The sequence below is a fragment of the Streptomyces sp. NPDC002779 genome (assembly GCF_042888685.1).
Taxonomy (GTDB): domain Bacteria; phylum Actinomycetota; class Actinomycetes; order Streptomycetales; family Streptomycetaceae; genus Streptomyces.
In genome coordinates this window covers 555546-577228 of sequence record NZ_JBIAQC010000003.1, presented here as the reverse complement: position 1 = coordinate 577228, position 21683 = coordinate 555546, and the positions used below count along the sequence as shown (strand labels likewise).

15 protein-coding genes and 2 pseudogenes are annotated in these 21683 nt (G+C 71.8%); 2 read left to right on the top strand and 15 right to left on the bottom strand.

Annotated elements, in window-relative coordinates; genetic code table 11:
- Positions 1 to 35: 35 nt before the first annotated feature.
- The 8 genes from tmk to bldG form a co-directional block, all read right to left on the bottom strand.
- Entirely contained in the window at positions 36 to 3551 is a 3516-nt protein-coding gene (gene tmk / locus ACFYW5_RS12530) for a dTMP kinase (protein WP_389416909.1), read from the bottom strand.
- Between the two features lie 128 nt (positions 3552 to 3679).
- Positions 3680 to 6520 carry a type I DNA topoisomerase gene (gene topA, locus ACFYW5_RS12525; protein WP_389416908.1) on the bottom strand — a complete coding sequence of 947 codons (2841 nt, stop codon included), beginning with the start codon at positions 6518 to 6520 and terminating at the stop codon, positions 3680 to 3682.
- A 260-nt stretch (positions 6521 to 6780) separates the two neighbouring features.
- Positions 6781 to 6978, bottom strand: a complete 198-nt coding sequence (locus ACFYW5_RS12520; RefSeq protein WP_389416907.1) for a hypothetical protein — start codon at positions 6976 to 6978, stop codon at positions 6781 to 6783.
- A gap of 265 nt (positions 6979 to 7243) precedes the next feature.
- Positions 7244 to 8761: a methyltransferase gene (locus ACFYW5_RS12515; RefSeq protein WP_389416906.1), complete on the bottom strand. Its 1518-nt coding sequence runs from the start codon at positions 8759 to 8761 to the stop codon at positions 7244 to 7246.
- 46 nt (positions 8762 to 8807) lie between these two features.
- Entirely contained in the window at positions 8808 to 9407 is a 600-nt protein-coding gene (locus tag ACFYW5_RS12510) for a small secreted protein (protein WP_389416905.1), read from the bottom strand.
- A 186-nt stretch (positions 9408 to 9593) separates the two neighbouring features.
- Complete coding sequence (locus tag ACFYW5_RS12505; RefSeq protein ID WP_389416904.1) at positions 9594 to 12005, bottom strand: sodium-translocating pyrophosphatase; 2412 nt, start codon at positions 12003 to 12005, stop codon at positions 9594 to 9596.
- 303 nt (positions 12006 to 12308) lie between these two features.
- Positions 12309 to 12740 (bottom strand): ATP-binding protein, encoded by a 432-nt coding sequence (locus ACFYW5_RS12500; protein ID WP_389416903.1) that lies wholly within the window; start codon positions 12738 to 12740, stop codon positions 12309 to 12311.
- 108 nt (positions 12741 to 12848) lie between these two features.
- Positions 12849 to 13190 (bottom strand): anti-sigma factor antagonist BldG, encoded by a 342-nt coding sequence (gene bldG, locus ACFYW5_RS12495; protein ID WP_003975386.1) that lies wholly within the window; start codon positions 13188 to 13190, stop codon positions 12849 to 12851.
- Positions 13191 to 13273: 83 nt separating this feature from the next.
- Here bldG and ACFYW5_RS12490 point away from each other — a divergent pair, with 83 nt between their 5' ends.
- On the top strand, positions 13274 to 15763 hold the full coding sequence (locus ACFYW5_RS12490) for a DEAD/DEAH box helicase (RefSeq protein WP_389416902.1): 2490 nt from the start codon (positions 13274 to 13276) through the stop codon (positions 15761 to 15763).
- On the opposite strand, the gene ACFYW5_RS12485 is transcribed toward ACFYW5_RS12490, so the two are convergent.
- From ACFYW5_RS12485 to ACFYW5_RS12460, 6 genes and pseudogenes are all read right to left on the bottom strand, one after another.
- The gene (locus tag ACFYW5_RS12485) at positions 15693 to 16136 is read right to left on the bottom strand and encodes an Rv3654c family TadE-like protein (RefSeq protein WP_389416901.1); all 444 of its coding nucleotides are present in this window, start codon (positions 16134 to 16136) and stop codon (positions 15693 to 15695) included. The genes ACFYW5_RS12490 and ACFYW5_RS12485 overlap by 71 nt on opposite strands.
- 167 nt (positions 16137 to 16303) lie before the next feature.
- Positions 16304 to 16651 (bottom strand): annotated as a pseudogene (locus ACFYW5_RS12480) (TadE family type IV pilus minor pilin); the annotation flags it as partial.
- Positions 16638 to 16853, bottom strand: a complete 216-nt coding sequence (locus ACFYW5_RS12475) for a DUF4244 domain-containing protein (RefSeq protein ID WP_389416900.1) — start codon at positions 16851 to 16853, stop codon at positions 16638 to 16640. The pseudogene ACFYW5_RS12480 and the gene ACFYW5_RS12475, both read right to left, overlap by 14 nt.
- 71 nt (positions 16854 to 16924) lie before the next feature.
- Positions 16925 to 17710, bottom strand: a complete 786-nt coding sequence (locus ACFYW5_RS12470; protein ID WP_389416899.1) for a type II secretion system F family protein — start codon at positions 17708 to 17710, stop codon at positions 16925 to 16927.
- A gap of 101 nt (positions 17711 to 17811) precedes the next feature.
- Positions 17812 to 18687 (bottom strand): type II secretion system F family protein, encoded by an 876-nt coding sequence (locus ACFYW5_RS12465; RefSeq protein ID WP_389416898.1) that lies wholly within the window; start codon positions 18685 to 18687, stop codon positions 17812 to 17814.
- Positions 18680 to 19282, bottom strand: a pseudogene (locus tag ACFYW5_RS12460) (CpaF family protein); the annotation flags it as partial. The pseudogene ACFYW5_RS12460 and the gene ACFYW5_RS12465, both read right to left, overlap by 8 nt.
- Positions 19283 to 19318: 36 nt before the next feature.
- Here ACFYW5_RS12460 and ACFYW5_RS12455 point away from each other — a divergent pair.
- The gene (locus ACFYW5_RS12455) at positions 19319 to 20833 is read left to right on the top strand and encodes a recombinase family protein (RefSeq protein ID WP_389416897.1); all 1515 of its coding nucleotides are present in this window, start codon (positions 19319 to 19321) and stop codon (positions 20831 to 20833) included.
- Here ACFYW5_RS12455 and ACFYW5_RS12450 read toward each other — a convergent pair.
- Positions 20830 to 21654, bottom strand: a complete 825-nt coding sequence (locus tag ACFYW5_RS12450; RefSeq protein ID WP_389416896.1) for a hypothetical protein — start codon at positions 21652 to 21654, stop codon at positions 20830 to 20832. The two genes, ACFYW5_RS12455 and ACFYW5_RS12450, sit on opposite strands and share 4 nt — an antisense overlap.
- Positions 21655 to 21683: the final 29 nt, after the last annotated feature.

Here is a 21683-nt window from a genome sequence, read left to right as displayed (position 1 = left end):
TGAGCACCGCCCCATCCTCGACACCGGCCGACGGCTCAGCGCCGCCCCCGCCCCCGGCCGCGCTCATCGTCCGGCTCGTCATCCCGCGGGCCGAGCAGTTCGTCCGCCAGTGACGGCAGATCGTCCAGCGGTGTCTCCTCCGCCCAGTCCGACCGCGGCCGCCGACGCCGCCGACCCGACTGCGCTCCGCCACCCCTGGAACCGCTCTGCCCATCGCCCCGCGCATCGCCCCGCGCCTGACCCTCGGCATCGACCTGCGGCAGCTCCCGCGTTCGGTCGTTCGCCCCGTCGCGCCGGGCGTCGTCCCGGGCATCCTCCCGGAAGAACCCCGGCGGAACCCGGTCCGCCGGATCCCCGCCCCGCACGGGCGGCAGCACCGCGGTCTCGTCCGCGGCGCCCGGAGCGACCTTCGGCAGCACGGCCGTCTCATCAGCAGCCCGCGCCGGAGCCGCCGCCTCATCCACGTCCCTCACCGGACGCAGCACCGCCGTCTCCTCAGCGCCCCGCACCGGAGGCAGCACCGCCGTCTCGTCAGAGGCCCCCGAGGGCTCCCCCGGCCGCGGCAGCACGCTCGTCTCCTCCGAGGCCCCCGACGGCTCCCCCGGCCGCGGCACCTCCGCAGTGTCCTCGGAATCAGTGACCCCGGCATCAGCCTCCCGGGCATCCGCCGCCCCGGAACCCGACACCTCGGCATCCGTCACCCGGGCATCAGCCACCCGGGACTCCGCCACCCCGTAACCCGCACCCGGCACACCCGGCACACCCGCCGCACCCGCCGCACCCGCCGCCCCAGCGTCAGCCCGCGGCAACACCGCAGTATCCTCCGCAGGCCCCCCGGAGGCATTCGTCGGCGTCACCACCGGCGTAGGAACCGTAGCCGCGTCCTGCGCGGCCGCAGGTGCCGCCGGAGTCGCCCGCTTCGGCCCCGCCCCGGCCGTCTCCGCCGCCGCGGCCGCCGCCTCGGCCAGTCGCCGCGCCTCCTCGGCCCGCAGCAGCGCCTCTTCCGCCTTGCGCTGCTTCTCCAGGCGCCGCGCCTCGGCCTCGGCGCGCAGCCGTGCCTCCTCCTCGGCCTGCCTGCGGCGGCGTTCCTCCTCCGCCCTGCGGCGGGCCTCTTCCTCGGCGCGGGCCTTCTCCTCGGCGAGCAGCCGCTGCCGTTCCTCCTCGGCACGGCGAGCCGCCTCCTCAGCGCGCTGCCGGGCCTCCTCCGCCTGGCGTTCGGCCTCGCGGCGCTGCGCCTCCTCCAGCTCGCGGCGCTTGCGCTCCTCTTCCTCTGCGCGCAGCCGGGCGAGCTGCTCCTGGCGCTCGCGCTCCTGCCGCTCCTCCTCGGCCTTGCGGGCGGCCTCTTCCTCGGCCTTGCGGCGGGCCTCCTCCTCGGCCCTGCGCCGCGCCTCCTTCTGCTCCCGGATCTCCTGCTCGGACAGCGGCAGCGCCTGGTCGAGCCGGTGCCGGATGACGGTCGTGACGGCCTCCGGCTCCTGGCCCGCGTCGACCACGAGGTAGCGGCCGGGGTCGGAGGCGGCCAGCGTGAGGAAACCGGACCGCACGCGCGCGTGGAACTCCGCGGGCTCCGACTCCAGCCGGTCCGGCGCCTCGGTGAAGCGCTCGCGCGCGGTCGCCGGGTCGACGTCCAGCAGCACGGTCAGATGCGGCACCAGACCGTTGGTGGCCCAGCGGTTGATACGGGCGATCTCGGTGGGCGAGAGGTCACGGCCCGCCCCCTGGTAGGCCACCGACGAGTCGATGTACCGGTCGGAGATGACCACGGCGCCCCGCTCCAGCGCGGGCCGGACCACCGTGTCGACGTGCTCCGCGCGGTCCGCGGCGTACAGCAGCGCCTCCGCGCGGTGCGAGAGCCCGGCGCTGGAGACGTCCAGCAGGATCGAGCGCAGCCGCTTGCCCACCGGCGTGGCGCCCGGCTCGCGCGTGACGACGACCTCGTGGCCCTTGCCCCGGATCCACTCGGCGAGCGCCTCGGCCTGGGTGGACTTGCCGGCGCCGTCGCCGCCCTCCAGGGCGAGGAAGAAGCCGGACGCGGTGGGCGTCTGCTCGGGGTCGTCACCGCCGCGCAGCGCGTCGCGCAGATCGTGCCGCAGCGGCACACCGGACCGGTCGTCCACCTTGGCCAGCACCAGCGCGGCCACCGGCAGCAGCAGCGCGCCGACCAGCATCAGCGTGAACGCGGCACCTCCGTGCGCGAACACGAACCGGCCGCTCTCCAGCCGGTGCGGGCCGATCGCCGCGGCCACCAAGGGCGCGACGACCGCACCGAGCGCCACGAACACCCGTACGACCGCGTGCAGATGCTCGGTCGTACGGGGGCGGCGGAACTCCTCGGTCTCCTGGTCCAGCAGCGTGTGACCGGTGTTGGCGGCCACGCCCGCGGCGGCGCCCGCGAGGGCGACGACCAGCAGGACGGTGGTGACGTCCGGGACGAGACCCGCGGTGAGCAGCGCGACGCCGGTGAGCGCGATGGCCAGTGCCAGCAGGCGGCGCCGCGACAGCGAGACCAGCGCCTTGGGCGCCGTACGGATGCCGACGACGACTCCGCCGGTCAGCGCGAGCACCAGCAGGCCGTACAGCACCGGGCCGCCGCCCAGGTCCTTGGCGTGCAGCACCGACACGGCGACGGCGGCGGCCACCGCGCCCGCGACGGACGCGCAGGCCGGCACCAGCAGCGGGATCGCGCCGGTGCGGCCCTTGTCGACACCGGTGCCCGTCTTGGGGCGGCGCAGTCCCTCCAGCGGGGAACGCGCGCGTGGGGTGCGGGTGTCCGGCAGTTCCAGGAAGGTCAGCACGGACAGGGACGCGGCGAACAGACCGGCCGCGACATACGAGGGCAGCGCGGCCTGGTGCTCGCCGAACCAGTCGATCCCGGTGGCCAGCAGGTTGTTGAACAGGGCTGCGGTGACCAGCGCGGCGGCCGCGAGCGGCACCGCGAGGAAGCCGGTACGCAGGGACAGCCGGCGCAGCGCGTCCATGTGGTCGGGCAGCGGGCGTACCGTCGCGCCCTCCGGCGGCGGGGCGGGCAGCAGCGCGGGCGCCGCGCTCTCCCGGCACACGGCCCAGAACCGCTCGGCGACTCCGGTCACGAAGACGGTCACCAGCAGCAGGGCCAGGGCGTTGTCCGGCGTCCAGTCGATCCACAGCGGCGCGACGATCAGCATCGCGGCCCGCACGCCGTCCGCGCCGACCATCGTCCAGCGGCGGTCGAGCGGCCCTTCCTGGGAGGTCAGCGAGGTGAGCGGGCCGAGCAGGACGGCGCCGAAGAGGAGGGTCGCGAGGATCCGCGCCCCGAAGACGGTCGCCACTGCGAACGCCACGCCCCGGTATCCCCCGCCGAAGGACCCCTCGGCGATGGCCGCTTGGAGCGCGAGGAGGACCAGCACCAGCAGGGCGAGGACATCGCCGACGCTGCCCACCAGTTGTGCGCTCCACAACCGCTTGAGCTGCGGTCGGCGCAGCAGGGCGCGGACGGCGCGTTCGCGCGAGTCCGCCGCGAGGGCGTCGTCGGGGGCCGGCGGATGGGCCGTTGGCTGCTCGGCACGCGTCATGCATTCAGCCTATCGGCAGCCACCGACAGTCCGCGGGGGCCGTCCGAACGTACGCCCGCCCCGACACCAAAGAGTGATGCCGGGGCGTTCGTTTCGCGAAGAAGTACGGGGATTGAGCCGGGTGCGGCTCAGTCCTCCGCGGCCGGCTTGGCGGCCGTCGCCTTCTTCGCCGCGGTCTTCTTGGCGGTCGTGGTCTTCTTCGCCACGGTCTTCGTCGCCGCGGTCTTCTTCGCGGCCGTCGCCTTCTTGGCCGGGGCCTTCTTGGCGGCGGTCTTCTTCGTCGTCGCCTTCTTCGCCGTCTTCTTGGCGGGCGTCTTGGCACGCTTCTCGGCGAGCAGCTCGAAGCCGCGCTCCGGGGTGATCTCCTCGACGCTGTCGCCGGAGCGCAGGGTCGCGTTGGTCTCCCCGTCGGTGACGTACGGACCGAAGCGGCCGTCCTTCACCACGACCGGCTTCTCGCTGACCGGGTCGACGCCCAGCTCCTTCAGCGGCGGCTTGGCGGCGGCCCGGCCACGCTGCTTGGGCTGGGAGTAGATCTCCAGCGCCTCTTCGATGGTGATCGTGAAGAGCTGGTCCTCGGACTGGAGCGAACGCGAGTCCGTGCCCTTCTTCAGATACGGGCCGTAGCGGCCGTTCTGCGCGGTGATCTCCTGGCCCTCGGCGTCGGTGCCGACGACCCGCGGCAGCGACATCAGCTTCAGGGCGTCGTCGAGCGTGACCGTGTCCAGCGCCATCGACTTGAACAGCGAGGCCGTCCGCGGCTTCACGGCGTTCTTGCCGGTCTTCGGGGTGCCCTCGGGGAGGATCTCGGTGACGTACGGGCCGTAGCGGCCGTCCTTGGCGACGATCTGGTGACCGGTCGCCGGGTCGGTGCCCAGCTCGAAGTCGCCGCTCGGCTTGGCGAGCAGTTCCTCGGCCAGCTCCACGGACAGCTCGTCGGGCGCCAGGTCCTCGGGGATGTCCGCGCGCTGGTGGTTCTCGGAGTCCTTCTCGCCGCGCTCGATGTACGGGCCGTAGCGGCCGACCCGCAGCACGATGCCGTCGCCCACCGGGAACGAGGACACCTCGCGCGCGTCGATCGCGCCCAGGTCGGTCACCAGCTCCTTGAGGCCGCCGAGGTGGTCCCCGTCGCCGTTGCCCGCCTCGGCGGCACCGCCGACGGCCGCGGCCTCGCCCTCACCGAAGTAGAACCGCTTCAGCCACGGCACGGACTGAGCCTCACCGCGGGCGATGCGGTCGAGGTCGTCCTCCATCCTGGCGGTGAAGTCGTAGTCGACGAGCCGCCCGAAGTGCTTCTCCAGGAGGTTGACCACGGCGAAGGACAGGAAGGACGGCACGAGGGCCGTGCCCTTCTTGAAGACATAGCCGCGGTCGAGGATCGTGCCGATGATCGAGGCGTACGTCGACGGGCGGCCGATCTCGCGCTCTTCGAGCTCCTTGACCAGGCTGGCCTCGGTGTAGCGGGCCGGGGGCTTGGTGGCGTGCCCGTCGACCGTGATCTCCTCGGCGCTGAGCGCGTCGCCCTCGCTGACCTGGGGCAGCCGGCGCTCGCGGTCGTCCAGCTCGGCGTTCGGGTCGTCGGCGCCCTCGACGTAGGCCTTGAGGAAGCCGTGGAAGGTGATCGTCTTGCCGGAGGCGCTGAACTCGACGTCGCGGCCGTCGGCGGCGGTGCCGGCGATCTTCACGGTCACGCTGTTGCCGGTCGCGTCCTTCATCTGGGAAGCGACGGTCCGCTTCCAGATCAGCTCGTAGAGCCTGAACTGGTCGCCGGTCAGTCCGGTCTCGGCGGGCGTGCGGAAACGATCACCCGAGGGGCGGATCGCCTCGTGCGCCTCCTGCGCGTTCTTCACCTTCCCGGCGTAGGTGCGCGGGGCGGCGGGCAGGTAGTCGGCGCCGTACAGCTGCGTGACCTGCGCACGGGCGGCGGCGACGGCGGTGTCGCTGAGCGTCGTGGAGTCCGTACGCATGTACGTGATGTAGCCGTTCTCGTACAGCTTCTGGGCGACCTGCATGGTCGCCTTCGCGCCGAAACCGAGCTTGCGCGACGCCTCCTGCTGGAGCGTCGTCGTACGGAAGGGGGCGTACGGCGAGCGGCGGTACGGCTTGGACTCGACCGAGCGGACCGCGAACCGCGTCTGCTCCAGGGCGGCGGCCAGGGCGCGGGCGTTCGCCTCGTCGAGGTGCAGGGTGTTCGCGCTCTTGAGCTGTCCCAGGGAGTCGAAGTCGCGGCCCTGCGCGACCCGCCTGCCGTCGACGGCCTGCAGGCGGGCGACCAGCGACGACGGGTCCGACGAGTCCCCGGCGCGGCCGGTCGCGAAGGTGCCCGTCAGGTCCCAGTACTCAGCGGAACGAAACGCGATGCGCTCGCGTTCCCGCTCCACCACGAGCCGGGTGGCGACCGACTGGACGCGGCCCGCCGACAGCCGCGGCATGACCTTCTTCCACAGGACCGGCGAGACCTCGTAGCCGTAGAGGCGGTCGAGGATGCGGCGGGTCTCCTGGGCGTCCACCAGCTTCTGGTTCAGCTGCCGGGGGTTGGCCACGGCGGCCTGGATCGCGGCCTTGGTGATCTCGTGGAAGACCATCCGCTTGACCGGGACCTTGGGCTTGAGCACCTCCTGGAGGTGCCAGGCGATGGCCTCGCCCTCGCGGTCCTCATCGGTGGCGAGGTAGAGCTCGTCCGAATCCTTCAGCAGGTCCTTGAGCTTCTTGACCTGAGCCTTCTTGTCGGCGTTGACCACATAGATCGGGGCGAAGTCATGTTCTACGTCCACACCGAGGCGGCGGACCTCACCGGTGTACTTCTCGGGCACCTCCGCGGCGCCGTTGGGGAGGTCGCGGATGTGCCCGACGCTCGCCTCGACAACGTATCCGGGGCCGAGATAGCCCTTGATCGTCTTCGCCTTGGCAGGCGACTCGACGATGACGAGTCGGCGGCCGCCCTTCGCGGTCTCGCTGGTCGGGGACAACTTCGCTCTTCTCTCCGGTCGACGCTGGGTGATCTCCCCAGGCCTGCTCTCCCGGGGTCGGGTACTGGTGACGCTGCGGAGTGTGACGGTACATCCCGCCCCCGTGTCAAACGGGAAAAGCCCGCAACGGCCACTCGAACGGTAACCCGACTACCGCCATTCCTGCCGCCCGGAGTGGCCACCGGCCTTTTCGAGCGTTTCCGGAGGAGTGCCTCCCAGTTATCGGAGTCCCAGCCCGGGCCCGGTACCAACAGCGGTTCTCACAGGCGGGTGAAGCACCACACGGCGAGGGCGAGCGCGATCACCGCGGCACAGCTAGCGAGGGTCGTGGATGCGACGGGGTTCACACCGTGGGCGACCGGTTCCCGGTGCCGCGCCCGGGCCGCCGTCCACACCAGGAGCCCGGCTCCGAACAGGCCGAACACCAGCCCCGCGAAGATCGCCGGTCCGCTCTCCATGGCGCCCCTGCCCCCTATTCCCCGCTCCGCGCATGCCTCGGCACCGCGAGGCTGACACGCGCGGGCGGCAGCGGGGCGAACCCGAGGTGAACGCCGGGGCGACGCGGCGGAGGGCCCACGGGGGTCGTCACCCGGGCGTGCCGCCGGAATCCAGGTGAGGATGCCGGCCGGCGATCCAGGCGCAGGATCTCGGCCGAATTCACGCCCCTTGAAGCGGCCCGCGAGGCCCCGCCAGGGCGCCCTCGAACCCCGGGCGCCCCCGCCCTCACGCCGGATCCAGGAACCCCTGCTCCACCAGCAGCCGGATCTGCGCGGGCGTACGGTCGCGCAGCAGCACCGGGTCCTCGCCGACCAGCTGGGCGATGGCGTCCAGGATGCGCCCCGCGCTGAGCGTGCCGTCGCACACGCCCGCGAACCCGGCGCCGACCGTGTCCACCTTGGTGGCCCGGCGCATCCCGCGGTTCTGGCGCAGCACGACATGCTCGGGGTCCTCGGCGCCGGGCAGTCCGACCTGCTCCTGGACGATTTCCGCGGCGAGCCGGAAGTGCCCTTCGAGCAGGGCCGCGTCGTCGTGCGCCCGCAGGTAGTCGAGGCGGCCGAAATACGCCCGTACCGTGTCGCCGAGCGGCTGCTCGACGGGGTGCGGCCACTCCTCCACGGTGACGGAGGGCACGGCGGCGCCCGTCCTGCGCAGCGTGATCCAGCCGAAGCCGACGGCCTTCACCTTGCGCGCCTCGAACTCGTCCAGCCAGGCGTCGTACCGCGCCTGGTACTCGGCGGGGTCACCGTGGTGGTCGCCGGCGTCCCGCAGCCACAGCTCGGCGTACTGCGTGACGTCCTGCACCTCGCGCTGGACGATCCACGCGTCACACCCTCGCGGCACCCATGACCTCAGCCTGTCCTGCCAGTCCTCCCCCGCGACGTGCTGCCAGTTGGCGAGGAACTGCGCGAACCCGCCCTCGTTCAGGCGGTCGCCCGCACCGACAACGAGCGACCGGCACAGATCGTCCCCGCCCATCCCGCCGTCCCGGTACGTCAGCCGCGCGCCCGGCGAGATCACGAAGGGCGGGTTGGAGACGATCAAGTCGTACGTCTCGTCGTCCCGGACCGGCTCGAACAGCGAGCCCGCGCGCAGATCCGCGTCCGGCGCGCCGGACAGGGCGAGGGTCAGCGCGGTGATGTGCAGCGCGCGCGGGTTGAGATCGGTCGCCGTCACGCGCGTGGCGTGCTGGGCGGCGTGCAGGGCCTGGATCCCGGAGCCGGTGCCGAGATCGAGGGCGGCGGAGACGGGCGTACGGACGGTGATGCCAGCGAGGGTCGTGGAGGCGCCGCCGACGCCGAGGACGACGCCCTCCTCGGTGCTGCCGATGCCCCCGGCGCCGCCAACAGCGCATCCGAGGTCCGAGACGATGAACCAGTCCTCGTCCGCGGGGCCGCCGTAGGGCCGTACATCCACGGTCGCGGCCAGCTCGTCTGCGCCGGCCTCGACCAGCCAGCCGGTCTCCAGGCACGCGTCGACGGGCAGCACGTCCGCCACGCGCGCGTGCGGGACGGGCTGCTGAAGAAGGAACAGCCGGACGAGCGTCTCCAGCGGCGTGTCCCCGCGGGTCGCCCGGAGCGCGGGGACGGTCTCGCTGCGGGCGAGCGCCGCATACGCGGGCGCACCGAGCAGTTCGAGCAGTCCGTCGGCGGTGAAGGAGGCCCCGAGCAGGGCCTCCCGCAGCCGGGCGGTGACATCGGAACGATCGGAAGCGGGCAGAGCGGGCAGCCTGGAGGTACTCACGCCCCCATTGTGACCCGCACTACCCGCTCCTCGCGGCTGCTCGGCGTCAGCTCGCCGCGGCCGTGGCCGCCCCGGACGCCGCGTTGCAGCTGGGCTGCTTCGCCATCGCCTGGCCGACCTCGCCCTCCTCCAGTTCCTTGAGGGCGTTGCTGCCGCTGGTGCTGAGCTTGTTCAGCTCGGTGGCGATGTCCTTGAGGCCGTCCGCGAACTTCGCCTGGTCCTTGGTGTCGAGTTCGTCGACCTGCTTCTTCAGGGAGGCGTAGGACGCGGAGATGCTGTTGAGCTCCTTGACCGCGTCCTGCTGCTTCTTCTCGCTGTTCTTGGCGTCCCCGGCGTCCGGCGCGCCGGCCTTGTCCACGGCGTCGCCGATCGCCTTGTAGGCGTCGGACATGTCCTGGAACGCCTTGGCGTCGGTCTTCTGGACGTCCTCCGGCGAGCTGTTGTCCGAGGTTTCCTTCTGGATGGCAATGTTGGCGGCCTCGATCTTCTTGGCCTGCGGCTTTACGGCGTCGCAGACCTGCTTGGCCCAGGCGTCGAGCTTCTCGTTGCCGTCATCGCTGCTGCATCCCGACAGCGCCATTACCAGTACCGCACCGCCGGACAGCGCGGCCGTGAGCTTCTTGTTCACCGGATTGGTCCCTTCCATGGCTCTCGGCCCCGGAACATACACGGCAGAGGGTCGAGATCCCTACGCCGACTGTCCGTTACGTTTACTTCTGGGCCGTTTGCACCATGTGAGAGAAGGCTCACGAAGGGGGCGTGAACACACAGAGCGGGCGGGAAGCGCGTCCGTACGCGCCTCTCGCCCGCCCTGGTGAGCCGGGCCGTGCGCCTAGCTCCCCGAAATCACCGCCCGGTCGCCCGAGTCGGCCGTCCGCTCCGCGCTGTCGTCGTCGCCCATGGCGATCCCGCGCCGCTTGGAGATGTACACGGCACCGGCGATCACCAGGAACGACAGCACCGCGATCAGTACCCGTGCGCCGATGTTCTCGTCGTCGCCGTACGAGAAATCGATCACCGCGGGAGCGATCAGCAGCGCCACCAGGTTCATCACCTTCAGCAGCGGGTTGATCGCGGGACCGGCGGTGTCCTTGAAGGGGTCGCCGACCGTGTCGCCGATCACCGTGGCGGCGTGGGCCTCGCTGCCCTTGCCGCCGTGGTGGCCGTCCTCGACGAGTTTCTTGGCGTTGTCCCAGGCGCCGCCGGAGTTGGCCAGGAACACCGCCATCAGCGTGCCCGCACCGATCGCGCCCGCCAGGAAGGCGCCGAGGGGGCCGACGCCGAGCGTGAACCCGATGAAGATGGGCGCCATCACGGCGAGCAGACCGGGAGTCGTCAGTTCCCTGAGCGCGTCCCGCGTACAGATGTCGACGACCTTGCCGTACTCCGGCTTCTCCGTGTAGTCCATGATTCCGGGCCGCTCGCGGAACTGCCGCCGCACCTCGTAGACCACCGAACCGGCCGACCGCGACACGGCGTTGATGGCCAGTCCGGAGAAGAGGAACACGACCGCCGCGCCGGCGATGAGGCCGACGAGGTTGTTGGGCTGCGAGATGTCCATCATCAGGCTCAGGGGCGCGTCGTCGCCCGACAGCTTCTCGCCCACGTCCCGGGCGCCGGTGGTGATGGCGTCGCGGTAGGAGCCGAAGAGCGCCGCGGCCGCGAGGACCGCGGTGGCGATGGCGATGCCCTTGGTGATGGCCTTGGTGGTGTTGCCGACCGCGTCCAGGTTGGTGAGCACCTGGGCGCCCGCGCCCTCGACGTCGCCGGACATCTCGGCGATGCCCTGGGCGTTGTCGGAGACCGGCCCGAAGGTGTCCATCGCGACGATCACACCGACCGTGGTGAGCAGGCCGGTACCGGCCAGCGCCACCGCGAACAGCGCCAGCATGATCGACGTACCGCCGAGCAGGAAGGCCCCGTAGACGCCGAGGCCGATCAACAGGGCGGTGTAGACGGCCGATTCGAGGCCGACGGAGACACCGGCGAGGACGACGGTCGCGGGACCGGTCAGGGAGCTCTTGCCGATGTCCCTCACCGGACGGCGGTTGGTCTCGGTGAAGTAGCCGGTCAGCTGCTGGATGACGGCGGCGAGCAGGATGCCGATCGCCACGGCGACGAGCGCGAGGATCCGCGGGTCGCCGCTCTTGCCCTGGATGGTCGCGTCGGTGACGCCGTCCAGGTCGGCGTAGGACGAGGGCAGGTAGACGAAGACCGCGATGGCCACCAGGACCAGCGAGATCACCGCGGAGATGAAGAAGCCGCGGTTGATCGCCGTCATGCCGCTGCGGTCGCTGCGGCGCGGGGCCACGGCGAAGATGCCGATCATGGCCGTGATCACGCCGATCGCGGGCACCAGCAGCGGGAAGGCGAGTCCGGCGTCGCCGAAGGCGGCCATGCCGAGGATCAGCGCGGCGACCAGGGTGACGGCGTACGACTCGAAGAGGTCGGCCGCCATGCCCGCGCAGTCGCCGACGTTGTCGCCCACGTTGTCGGCGATGGTCGCGGCATTGCGCGGGTCGTCCTCCGGAATGCCTTTCTCGACCTTGCCGACCAGGTCGGCGCCGACGTCGGCGGCCTTGGTGAAGATGCCGCCGCCGACCCGCATGAACATCGCGATCAGCGCGGCACCCAGACCGAAGCCCTCGAGCACCTTCGGCGCGTCGGCCGCGTACACCAGCACCACACAGGAGGCTCCCAGCAGACCGAGCCCCACCGTGAACATGCCGACGACGCCGCCCGTGCGGAAAGCGATCTTCATGGCTTTGTGCGAGACGGCGGTGAGATCCTTTTGCGGCTCACCCTCCGCCGGGGTCGCTTCCCGGGCCGCGGCGGCCACCCGCACATTGCTGCGTACGGCGAGCCACATGCCGATATAGCCGGTGGCCGCCGAGAACGCGGCGCCGATCAAGAAGAACACCGATCGGCCGATGCGCTGATACCAGTCGTCCGCGGGGAGCAGCATGAGCAGGAAGAAGACGACCACGGCGAATACGCCGAGCGTGCGCATCTGCCGGGCCAGATAGGCGTTGGCGCCTTCCTGGATGGCCGTCGCGATCTTCTTCATGCTGTCGGTGCCCTCGCCCGCCGCGAGCACCTGGCGCAGCAGGATGCCGGCCACCACGAGCGCCGCCAGGGCGACGACGCCGATGACCACGATCAGTCCGCGGTTGCCATCGGTCAGGACTGCGGCTGCGAAGGTTGTGGGCTGATCCAACTGATGAGGGGTAGAAAGCCCCGCCATTCGTCCTCCTTGACGCTTGGGCTGAGCTCAAGATGTGGACGGATTGTAGGTACCGGAACCTGATCAAAACAGTGCGCGGTAAACGGAATTAATCTTCGCATGCCCTTCAGCAAATGATCGACCCCCGATCACGGAACCCGAACGAGCTAATGCCTCAAAGGCATTGACGTCGCGATTCGGCCCGCCATGAACTTGATCGAATTATCGGGGGGATTGATCGTGAAGGAATTCACGAAATGCCGAAGGGCCCTACCAGGGGTAGGGCCCTTCGGATGGTCTTCGCGGAGAACGCCGCGGAGGACGTCAGGGAAGTTCGGTGACGGCCGGAATGCTCGGCCAGGTCATACGGATCAGCCCGCCGTGCTCCCCGGCGGTGACCTCGACGTCGTCGACGAGCCCGCTGATGACCGCGAGGCCCATCTCGTCCTCCTCGGCCTCCGCGTCATCGGCCGCGGTGCCCGGCGCCCGGTCGCCCGGGGCGGAGCGCGGCGCCTCGTCGCCGACCTCGATGGAGAACTGCTTCTCCTCCTCGATCAGCACCACCTTCACCGGTGCCGTGACGCCGCCCAGCTGATGCAGTCCGACGGCACGGCTGCAGGCCTCACCGACCGCGAGGCGCACCTCGTCGAGTACGGCCTCGTCCACTCCGGCCCTGCGCGCCACCGCTGCCGCCACCAGTCGGGCGGTCCTGACGTGCTCGGGCAGCGCGCTGAAGCGGAGTTCAACGGTGGCCATGCATCCCCCTCGGAACTACGGGCGTGCTGTCCGGAGGGCCGGGCCGCCGAAGCCCGGTCCTCCTTCTTGAACTACTTCCGTCCCGGGGCCGAAGCCCGAAGGCGGTGATCAGTCGGTCGCCGCCACCGCTTCCTCGACCGAGGTGTGGATCGGGAACACCTTGGTGAGGCCGGTGATGCGGAAGATCTTCAGAATGCGCTCCTGGTTGCATACCAGGCGCAGCGAGCCCTCATGGGCACGCACTCGCTTCAGGCCGCCGACCAGTACGCCGAGCCCGGTGGAGTCGAGGAAGTCCACGCCCTCCATGTCCACGACGAGGTGGAAACTCCCGTCGTTCACCAGCTCGACCAGCTGTTCGCGCAACTTGGGCGCGGTATATACGTCGATTTCGCCACCGACCTCGACGACCGTACGATCGCCGACGGTACGGGTCGACAGGGACAGGTCCACGGATCCTCCAGCACCTTGCTAATCGAGCGGTCGTCCCGCGGGACACCTCGGCTTGAAGCCCCCAGGACGGTTCGCCAGCCGCGATGGCATTCAATCACTTACCGGCGGGCGTGCACGACGCCTTGGTCCCATTGTCCGTCACGCCAGTGACACACTCGGTGCCGATGGCCAAGAATCACCGATCCGATCGATCCCCGACGGGCCCCGCTTCCCGGGTGGACCCGGGCACGGTCCTGGGCCGGCTCGCCTCGGGCCCGAGCCGGGCTTCGCGCATCACTCATACGGAGCATGTGCCCCCGCGGGAGGGTCGGCATGCCGTCTGGCCTGACCGGATTCGATCCGAGGTGATCGCGGCCGTGCAGGCGTGCGGTGTCGATCACCCCTGGGCCCATCAGGCACGGGCCGCCGAGCACGCCCTGGACGGCGAGTCGGTGGTCGTCGCCACCGGCACCGCGTCCGGCAAGTCGCTGGCTTATCTGGTGCCCGTGCTCTCCGCCCTCCTGGACGGCTCGGAGGCCGCCAACGGCCGCGGCGCCACCGCGCTCTACCTGGCGCCGACCAAGGCTCTCGCGGCGGATCAGTGCAGATCGGTGAAGGAACTTTCACAACCGCTGGGCAATTCCGTCCGGCCCGCGGTGTACGACGGGGACACGCCGTTCGAGGAACGCGAATGGATCCGCCAGTACGCCAACTACGTCCTGACCAACCCCGACATGCTGCACCGCGGCATCCTCCCGTCCCACCCCCGCTGGTCCTCCTTCCTGAAGTCGCTGAAGTACGTCGTCATCGACGAGTGCCACACCTACCGGGGCGTCTTCGGCTCGCACGTGGCCCAGGTACTGCGCCGGCTGCGCCGCCTGTGCGCCCGCTACGGCGCCTCTCCCGTCTTCCTGCTGGCCTCCGCGACCTCCGCCGAGCCTTCGGTCGCCGCCGGCCGCCTGACCGGCCTGCCGGTGGTGGAGGTGGCCGACGACGCCTCACCCCGCGGTGAACTGGTGTTCGCCCTCTGGGAGCCCCCGCTCACCGAGCTGCAGGGCGAGAAGGGCGCCCCGGTCCGCCGTACCGCCACCGCCGAGACCGCCGACCTGCTGACCGACCTCGCCGTCCAGGGGGTGCGCTCGGTCGCCTTCGTCCGCTCCCGGCGCGGCGCCGAGCTGATCTCGGTGATCGCCCAGGAACGCCTCGCCGAGATCGACCGCTCGCTCGCCCGGCGCGTGGCGGCCTACCGCGGCGGCTACCTCCCCGAGGAGCGCCGCGCCCTCGAACAGGCCCTGCACTCCGGCGAACTCCTCGGCCTCGCCGCGACCACCGCCCTGGAACTCGGCATCGACGTCTCCGGCCTGGACGCCGTGGTGATCGCCGGTTACCCGGGCACGCGCGCGTCGCTGTGGCAGCAGGCGGGCCGGGCCGGCCGCTCCGGCCAGGGCGCGCTCGCCGTCCTGGTCGCCCGGGACGACCCGCTGGACACGTTCCTCGTCCACCACCCCGAGGCCCTGTTCGACCGGCCCGTGGAGTCCACCGTCCTCGACCCCGACAACCCGTACGTCCTCGCCCCGCACCTGTGCGCCGCGGCGGCGGAGCTGCCGCTGACCGAGGAGGACCTGGCGCTGTTCGGCCCCGCCTGCGAGGAGCTGCTCCCCCAGCTGGAGGCCGCGAAGCTGCTCCGCCGCCGGACCAGTGCCTGGCACTGGACCCGCCGGGAACGGGCCGCCGACCTCACCGACATCCGCGGCGGGGGCGGCCGCCCGGTCCAGGTCGTCGAGTCCGGTACGGGACGGCTGCTCGGCACGGTCGACCCGGGCGCCGCCCACGCCACCGTGCACGAGGGCGCCGTCCATCTGCACCAGGGCCGCACCTACCTGGTGCGCTCCCTGGACCTGGAGGACTCCGTCGCCCTGGTCCAGGAGGCCAGCCCCTCCTACGCCACGGTCGCCCGCGACACGACGTCCATCACCGTCCTGGAGACGGACACCGAGATCCCCTGGGGCGACGGCCGCCTCTGCTACGGCTCCGTCGAAGTCACCAACCAGGTCGTCTCCTTCCTCCGCCGGCGCCTGATCACCGGCGAGATCCTGGGCGAGACCAAGCTCGACCTCCCTCCTCGGACGCTGCGCACGCGCGCGGTGTGGTGGACGGTCACCGAGGACCAGCTCGACGCGGCCCGGATCACTCCGGAGATCCTCGGCGGCGCGCTGCACGCCGCCGAGCACGCGTCGATCGGCCTGCTGCCCCTCTTCGCGACCTGCGACCGCTGGGACATCGGCGGCGTCTCCGTCCCCCTGCACCCCGACACCCTGCTCCCGACGGTCTTCGTCTACGACGGCCATCCCGGCGGCGCGGGCTTCGCGGAGCGCGCCTTCCACACCGCCCGCGCCTGGCTGACCGCCACCCGCGAGGCCATCGCCTCCTGCGAGTGCGAGGCCGGCTGCCCGTCCTGCATCCAGTCCCCGAAGTGCGGCAACGGCAACGACCCGCTGCACAAGAGGGGCGCGGTACGGCTGCTCACGGAACTCCTGCGGGGGGCGCCGCAGAAGGAGACCCCGGCGGAGATGGGGGCCCCGCCCGCGCCCTGACCTCCGCGGCGAACGGTCCCCGGCCCGCGGCCGCGGACACGTCCGAGACGTCACCCACGAGCGCGCACCGCACCAGCCGGGTGCCCTGGGCCCGGGCCACCCTCTCCGCCCGCTCGCAGGCCGCTGGGGCACCCTCCGCCCAGTGGTCCGCGGCCGCGAGGGCGGCGAGATCGGCGCCACCCGCCGCGCGGTGCCGGGTGACCACGGCTTGGCCGAGGGCAAGCACGACTGCGAACACCACGCAGAGGACGGCCAGGGTGGTGACGGTCCATACGGTGGCGGAGCCGCGGTCGTCAGGGCGGCGGTCGCTCGAGCGGCGATCACCCGAGTGGGGGTCGCCCGAGTGGGGGTCGCCCGAGTGGCGGGGGCTCATGGACCCACCCCGGGCTCGGTTCCGGTTCCGGTCCCGGGCCCGGGCGCGGCTTCCGGCACCACCCCGGCTTCCGGCACCGCCCCGGTGTCCGGCGCGGCCTCGGTGTCCGGCGCCGCCGCCGAGTCCGGCACCGCCCCGGCAGGCGGAGCATCCAGCCCCACCCCGCCCTCCTCCACCGCCGCCACGGCCTCCTCCCGTACCTCGAAGGGCAGTCCCCGCAGCACCGGCGGCTTGGCCACGACGAGCACCCGGACCTGGTCCCCGGTGCGGCTGACGGTGACCTCCGCGCCGGACGGGGCGGCCTCCCGGGTGACCGCGGTGACCGCGTCGGCCGGGTCTTGGCGTGCCGCGGCGCGGGCGCCCGTGCGGGCCGCGTCCACGCACTGGATCTGGGCGGCGATCACGAGCAGCCCCCACACCAGCGCCATCGCGAACATCACCAGCACGGGCAGCACCACGGCCGACTCCGCCGTCACGAACCCCCGGTCGGCGCCGCGCCGCTCACATCCGCGCATCGAGCGCCCGCTTCACGATGGCCTGGAGCTCCGCGTTGACCTGCCCGCTGGTGACCACCTTGTAGAGCACCACGGCGAACGCCACCGCCGCGATGATCCCCATCGCGTACTCGGAGGTCACCATCCCCGAGTCCCGCCGTCCGACACAGACCCGCATGCACGCCCGTACTGCCTTCGCTGCGGTATTCCTTGCCTTGCGCATTACCTTGTTCATTGCAACCCCCGTGAGGATCAGTTCCGTTGATACGACTGCTGGTCAGAGCCGAAAGCCGGTCATCCACCACCCCCTTCCAGCACCCCGTCGGCCAGCCCGATCACCACGGGCAGCACACCCACCGCGATGAACGCGGGCAAAAAGCACAGCCCCACCGGCGCGGTGACCAGGACCGCCGCCCGCCGCGCCCGGGCGGTCGCGGCACGCGCCCAGGTGGCGCGGGCGTCGGCGGCGATGCGGGCGACCGGTCCGGCCGCCGGAAGCCCGGACACATCGGCCCGCTCCAACAACCGCGCCAGCGCCCCGGCGCCGGGCAGCGCCCCCAACTTCCGCCACGCCTCGCCCGGTTCAGCTCCCAGCCGTACCTCGGCCGCGCCCCGCGCCAGCCCCTCCCCCACCGGCCCGCCCAACGCCTCGCCCACGGCCTGCGCCGCGATCACCGGCCCGGCGCCGGCGGCGATGCAGGCCGCCAGCAGATCGGCGGCGAGGGGAAGTTGCCGGGCCGCCTCGGCGGCGTCGTACACCGCGCCCTCGGAAACGGCACGCCGCCCCCGCCACCGGTCCAGGGCAACCGCACCGGCCAGCCCCACCCCGGCCCCGGCGACCCCACCGACCAGCACCCACCCGGCACACCCCACCGCCACGGCGGGCAGCCACCGCCGCACCAGGCTCCGCACCGGGAACCTCGGCACGCCCGGCGGCACTTCCGCAGCGGCCATCAGCCCGGCGAGCCGCCGCCGAACCCTCCGCTCACCCCGCACCACCCCCACCCACCGCACCAGCCACGCCAGGCCCAGCACGATCCCCACGATTACCCCCAGCCTGTGGACAACTTCCGTACTCACCACGCCTCCCTTCACCAAGCCCCTCAGCCGAACCCCGCCCCAGAACCGCCCCTGGACCTCACCCGACCCGCCCTCGCCCCCCACCCCGGACCTCACCCCCCTCACACCGCCTCCGCCCCCCGCACGATCCGCATCGCCCACCACACCCCCAGCCCCTCCAGCACCCCACCGGCGAACAGACACCCCAGCCCGGCACCGCTGTGCAGCAGCACGCGCAGCGGATCAGCGCCCATGACCGCGCCGAGGAGCAGTCCCAGGACCGGCAGCCCGGCGAGCATCAGCGCCGTCGACCTGGCGCCCGCCAACTGCGCCCGCAGATCGGCCCGCTGGTCGCGCTCTGCCCGCAGCGCCGCTTCGAGCCGGTCAAGTCCGGCCGCGAGTCCCGCGCCCCGGTCCACGGCCACCCGCCAGCACGCGGCGAGACCCAGCAGCCCCTCGGCGCCCGGCTTCCGCGCCGCCGCCGCGAGGGCGCCGGGAACGTCGCCGCCGAACCGCGCGGCCGCCAGCACCGCCGCCTGCGCGTCCCCGAGTCCGCCGGAGTCGAGCGCCGCCCGCAGCAGCGCCTCACCCGGCTGCCGTCCCGCCCGCACCTCCCCGGCGAGCGCCGCGCACAGGGCGATCACCGCGTCCCCCCGGCGTTCCCGGGCCCGCCGCGCCGCACCGGCCAGCCGCACCCTGCGCAGCAAGGGCACCGCCACCGCACCGGCGACGAGCGGCAGCGCCGACGCCCCGAGCCCCGCCAGCACGACCCCGGCGACCGCCGCCCACCACTCGGCCCGCAACCGCCCCCGGATCCGCCGCAGTTCACCGGCCGCCTGCCGCCACCCGGGCGACCCGGCCGCCACCACCCCACCACCGGCGAGCAGCAGCCGGGCCCGCCGAGCCCCGGCGTCCCGCCCGCTCAGCAGCCACAGGGCGGCCCCGGCACACACCACGGCCGCGCCCGTCGAAACCCCGCCCACACCCGTCTCACCCATCCCCGCTCCCCCACTCGAAGTCCTCGTCCCGGAGCAGCCCCCGCAGCCGCCCCCACCCCCGCTCGACCACGAACGCCCCCGCTCCCCACCGCAGCGCCGGAACCGTCCGCACCAGCCCCGACGGATCCCGCTCCAGCACCTGCACCTCGGCGATCCGCCGCCGGCCGTCGCGCCCCCGCACGAGATGCAGCACCACCGACAGCGCGGCCGCCACCTGGCTGTGCAGCGCCGCCCGGTCGAGTCCCGCCGCCGTACCGAGGGCCTCCAGCCGGGCCGGGACATCGGCCGCCGCGTTGGCGTGCACGGTGCCGCAGCCGCCCTCGTGACCCGTGTTGAGCGCGGCCAGCAGATGGACCACCTCCGGTCCGCGCACCTCGCCCACGACCAGCCGGTCCGGCCGCATCCGCAGCGCCTGGCGGACCAGGTCCTGGAGCGTCACGAGCCCGGCGCCCTCCTGGTTGGCGGGTCTGCTCTCCAGCCGTACGACGTGCGGATGGTCGGGGCGCAGCTCCGCCGAGTCCTCGGCGAGCACGATTCGTTCTCCCGGCCCGACCAGTCCGAGCAGCGCGCTCAGCAGCGTCGTCTTCCCGAACCCCGGACAAAGACACCACTGTTGAGCCACACTCGGGACATGAGCCCGACTCTCCGCTCCGCCACGGACGTTGCCGCAGGCGGGAAGACCCGCGCCGTCATCTACTGCCGCATCAGCCAGGACCGCACCGGCGCCGGCCTCGGCGTCGACCGCCAGCGCGAGGACTGCGAGGCCCTCGCCAAGCGGAACGGCTGGGACGTCGTCGAGGCCTACGTCGACAACGACATCTCCGCGTACTCCGGCAAGAAGCGGCCCGGGTACCGGCAGATGCTCGCCGACCTCGACGAGGGCAAGGCCACCGTCGTCATCGTGTGGCACACCGACCGGCTCACCCGCTCGATCGTCGAGCTGGAGGAGTACATCGAGCTGTCCGACCGCCGCGGCATTGCCACGCACACCGTGCAGGCCGGGACCGTCGACCTCGCCACACCATCCGGCCGGATGACCGCGCGGATCCTCGGCGCCGTCGCCCGCCAGGAGTCCGAGCACAAGGGCGAGCGCGTCGCCCGGGCCCGGCGCCAGAAGGCGCTGAACGGGGACTGGATGGGCGGCATCCGCCCGTTCGGCTGGGGACTGCCCACCGGGGAGATGCACACGAAGGTCGACCGGAGGACCGGCGAAGAGGTCGAGGTGCCCGAGCTGGACATGATGAAGGCCGTGCCCGAGGAGGCCGAGGCCCTGCGCTTCTGGACGGACGAGATCCTGTCCGGCGGGTCGATCCGGTCACTCGTGAAGTGGTGCGCCGACAAGGGCATCACCACGACCCGCGGGAACCCGGTCACGCACACCGACATGCGGGACATGCTGCTGCGCCCGAGGAACGCCGGGATCGCCGTCTACCGCGGCGAGGAGGTCGGCCGGGGCAAGTGGGACGCGATCGTCGACGAGGCGAAGTACAGGGCTGTCTGCGCGATCCTGCGGGACCCCTCGCGGACGACGACGCCCGGGGCTCAGCCGAAGTGGCTGGGATCGCTGCTGTACCGGTGCGGCCGCGGGGAGTGCCCGCACTTCGTGTACGTCACCCAGTCCGGTGGCCGCCAGTACCCGAGTTACCGGTGCCAGACCGGACACGGCGGCGGCCGGCGCGCCGAGGTCGTCGACCAGTACGTCGAGGACACGATCGTCGAGCGGCTGTCACGCGACGACGCACATGAGCTGCTGGAGCCTGCGCCGGACGGCGTGGACGTGGCGGCCCTGCAAGCGGAGAGCGAGACCATCCGCCGACGCATGACCGATCTGGCGGGCCTTTTCGGTGCGGGGCAGATCGGCATGGAGGCGTTCACCACGGGCACGGACACGGCGCGCGCGCACTTGGAGGGGGTCACACAGCAGCTGGCGCGTGCTGCCACACGGGATCCCCTGGCGGGCTTGGTGGGGGCGCCGGACGTGCGGAAGGCGTGGAAGCGGCTCGGCCTGGACCAGCAGCGGAACGTGCTGCGGTCGCTGGTCGAGGTGACGCTAAAGACTCCGAGGCCGGGCCGAATGCCGGATGGCGGGTATTTCGACTACGACGCCGTCGTGTTCAAGTGGAAGCGAGGGGAAAGGCTCAGTTAATAGTCGTGCGGCCTTTGCCTCGCTACAGCTTCAATCACCAGGTCAGTGAGCCCCACGCACACCAGCGAGCGCCACTCTTCCCCCTCCCGAAGGACCTCAAGAAGTGCTCCCCGAGGTTCCTTTCCGTCCAGGAAGTCACGGAGGCCGTTCAACATTTCTGAGCTCTCCGGAAGAGAACCGGTATTCGCCCTGGTCCGCTCATAGGTGTTTAGTTCCAGCAGCGCCACTTCTCGCAACGCCTCGTGATCGATTTTGTCCAGCTGCTCTTTAGCGATGTCGAGCGTCTCGAAGACTGACATCTCCGTGAGCACCCTGTAACCCCAGTGCTTCAGGGCAGCCTGCAGGCCGTCACGCAAGGGGCCCGAGTCGGCCGACTCCCGGTAGCGCACGATAGGCATACCCAGCAGCAAAATCCGCGTGTACTGCTCTTGCTCCGCCCTGAGCTCATTGAGCACCGCCAGCGCTTTACGAATCTCGGCAGCCTGCAATTCATGCCGATGACTCACATCATCGATCAGGCTGTCTAGACCGGTGCCCGGGTGCAGGAAGTATTCGATTGGGCGCTTGTAAATCTGTGCGAGGGCGACGACTTCCGCAAAGAGGACTGGCCGATCGGCCGCTTCAGATTTGGCCACCGTCGTCTGACGCCAGCTAAATCCTCGGTCGGTCATAGCATCGGCAACGGCACCCTGTGATAGGCCAACGCTGTTGCGTGCGGCGCGCAGCCGAGCGGCCAGGGCTTTAGGTACGCGCCCAGCCAGCGGCTCGCCCCCCTCCCGCCCGCGAGCGTTGGGGAGCGTTGGTTCGCGCTTATCCCTCATGAGGATGAAGGGTACCGGCAAGTTGAGCC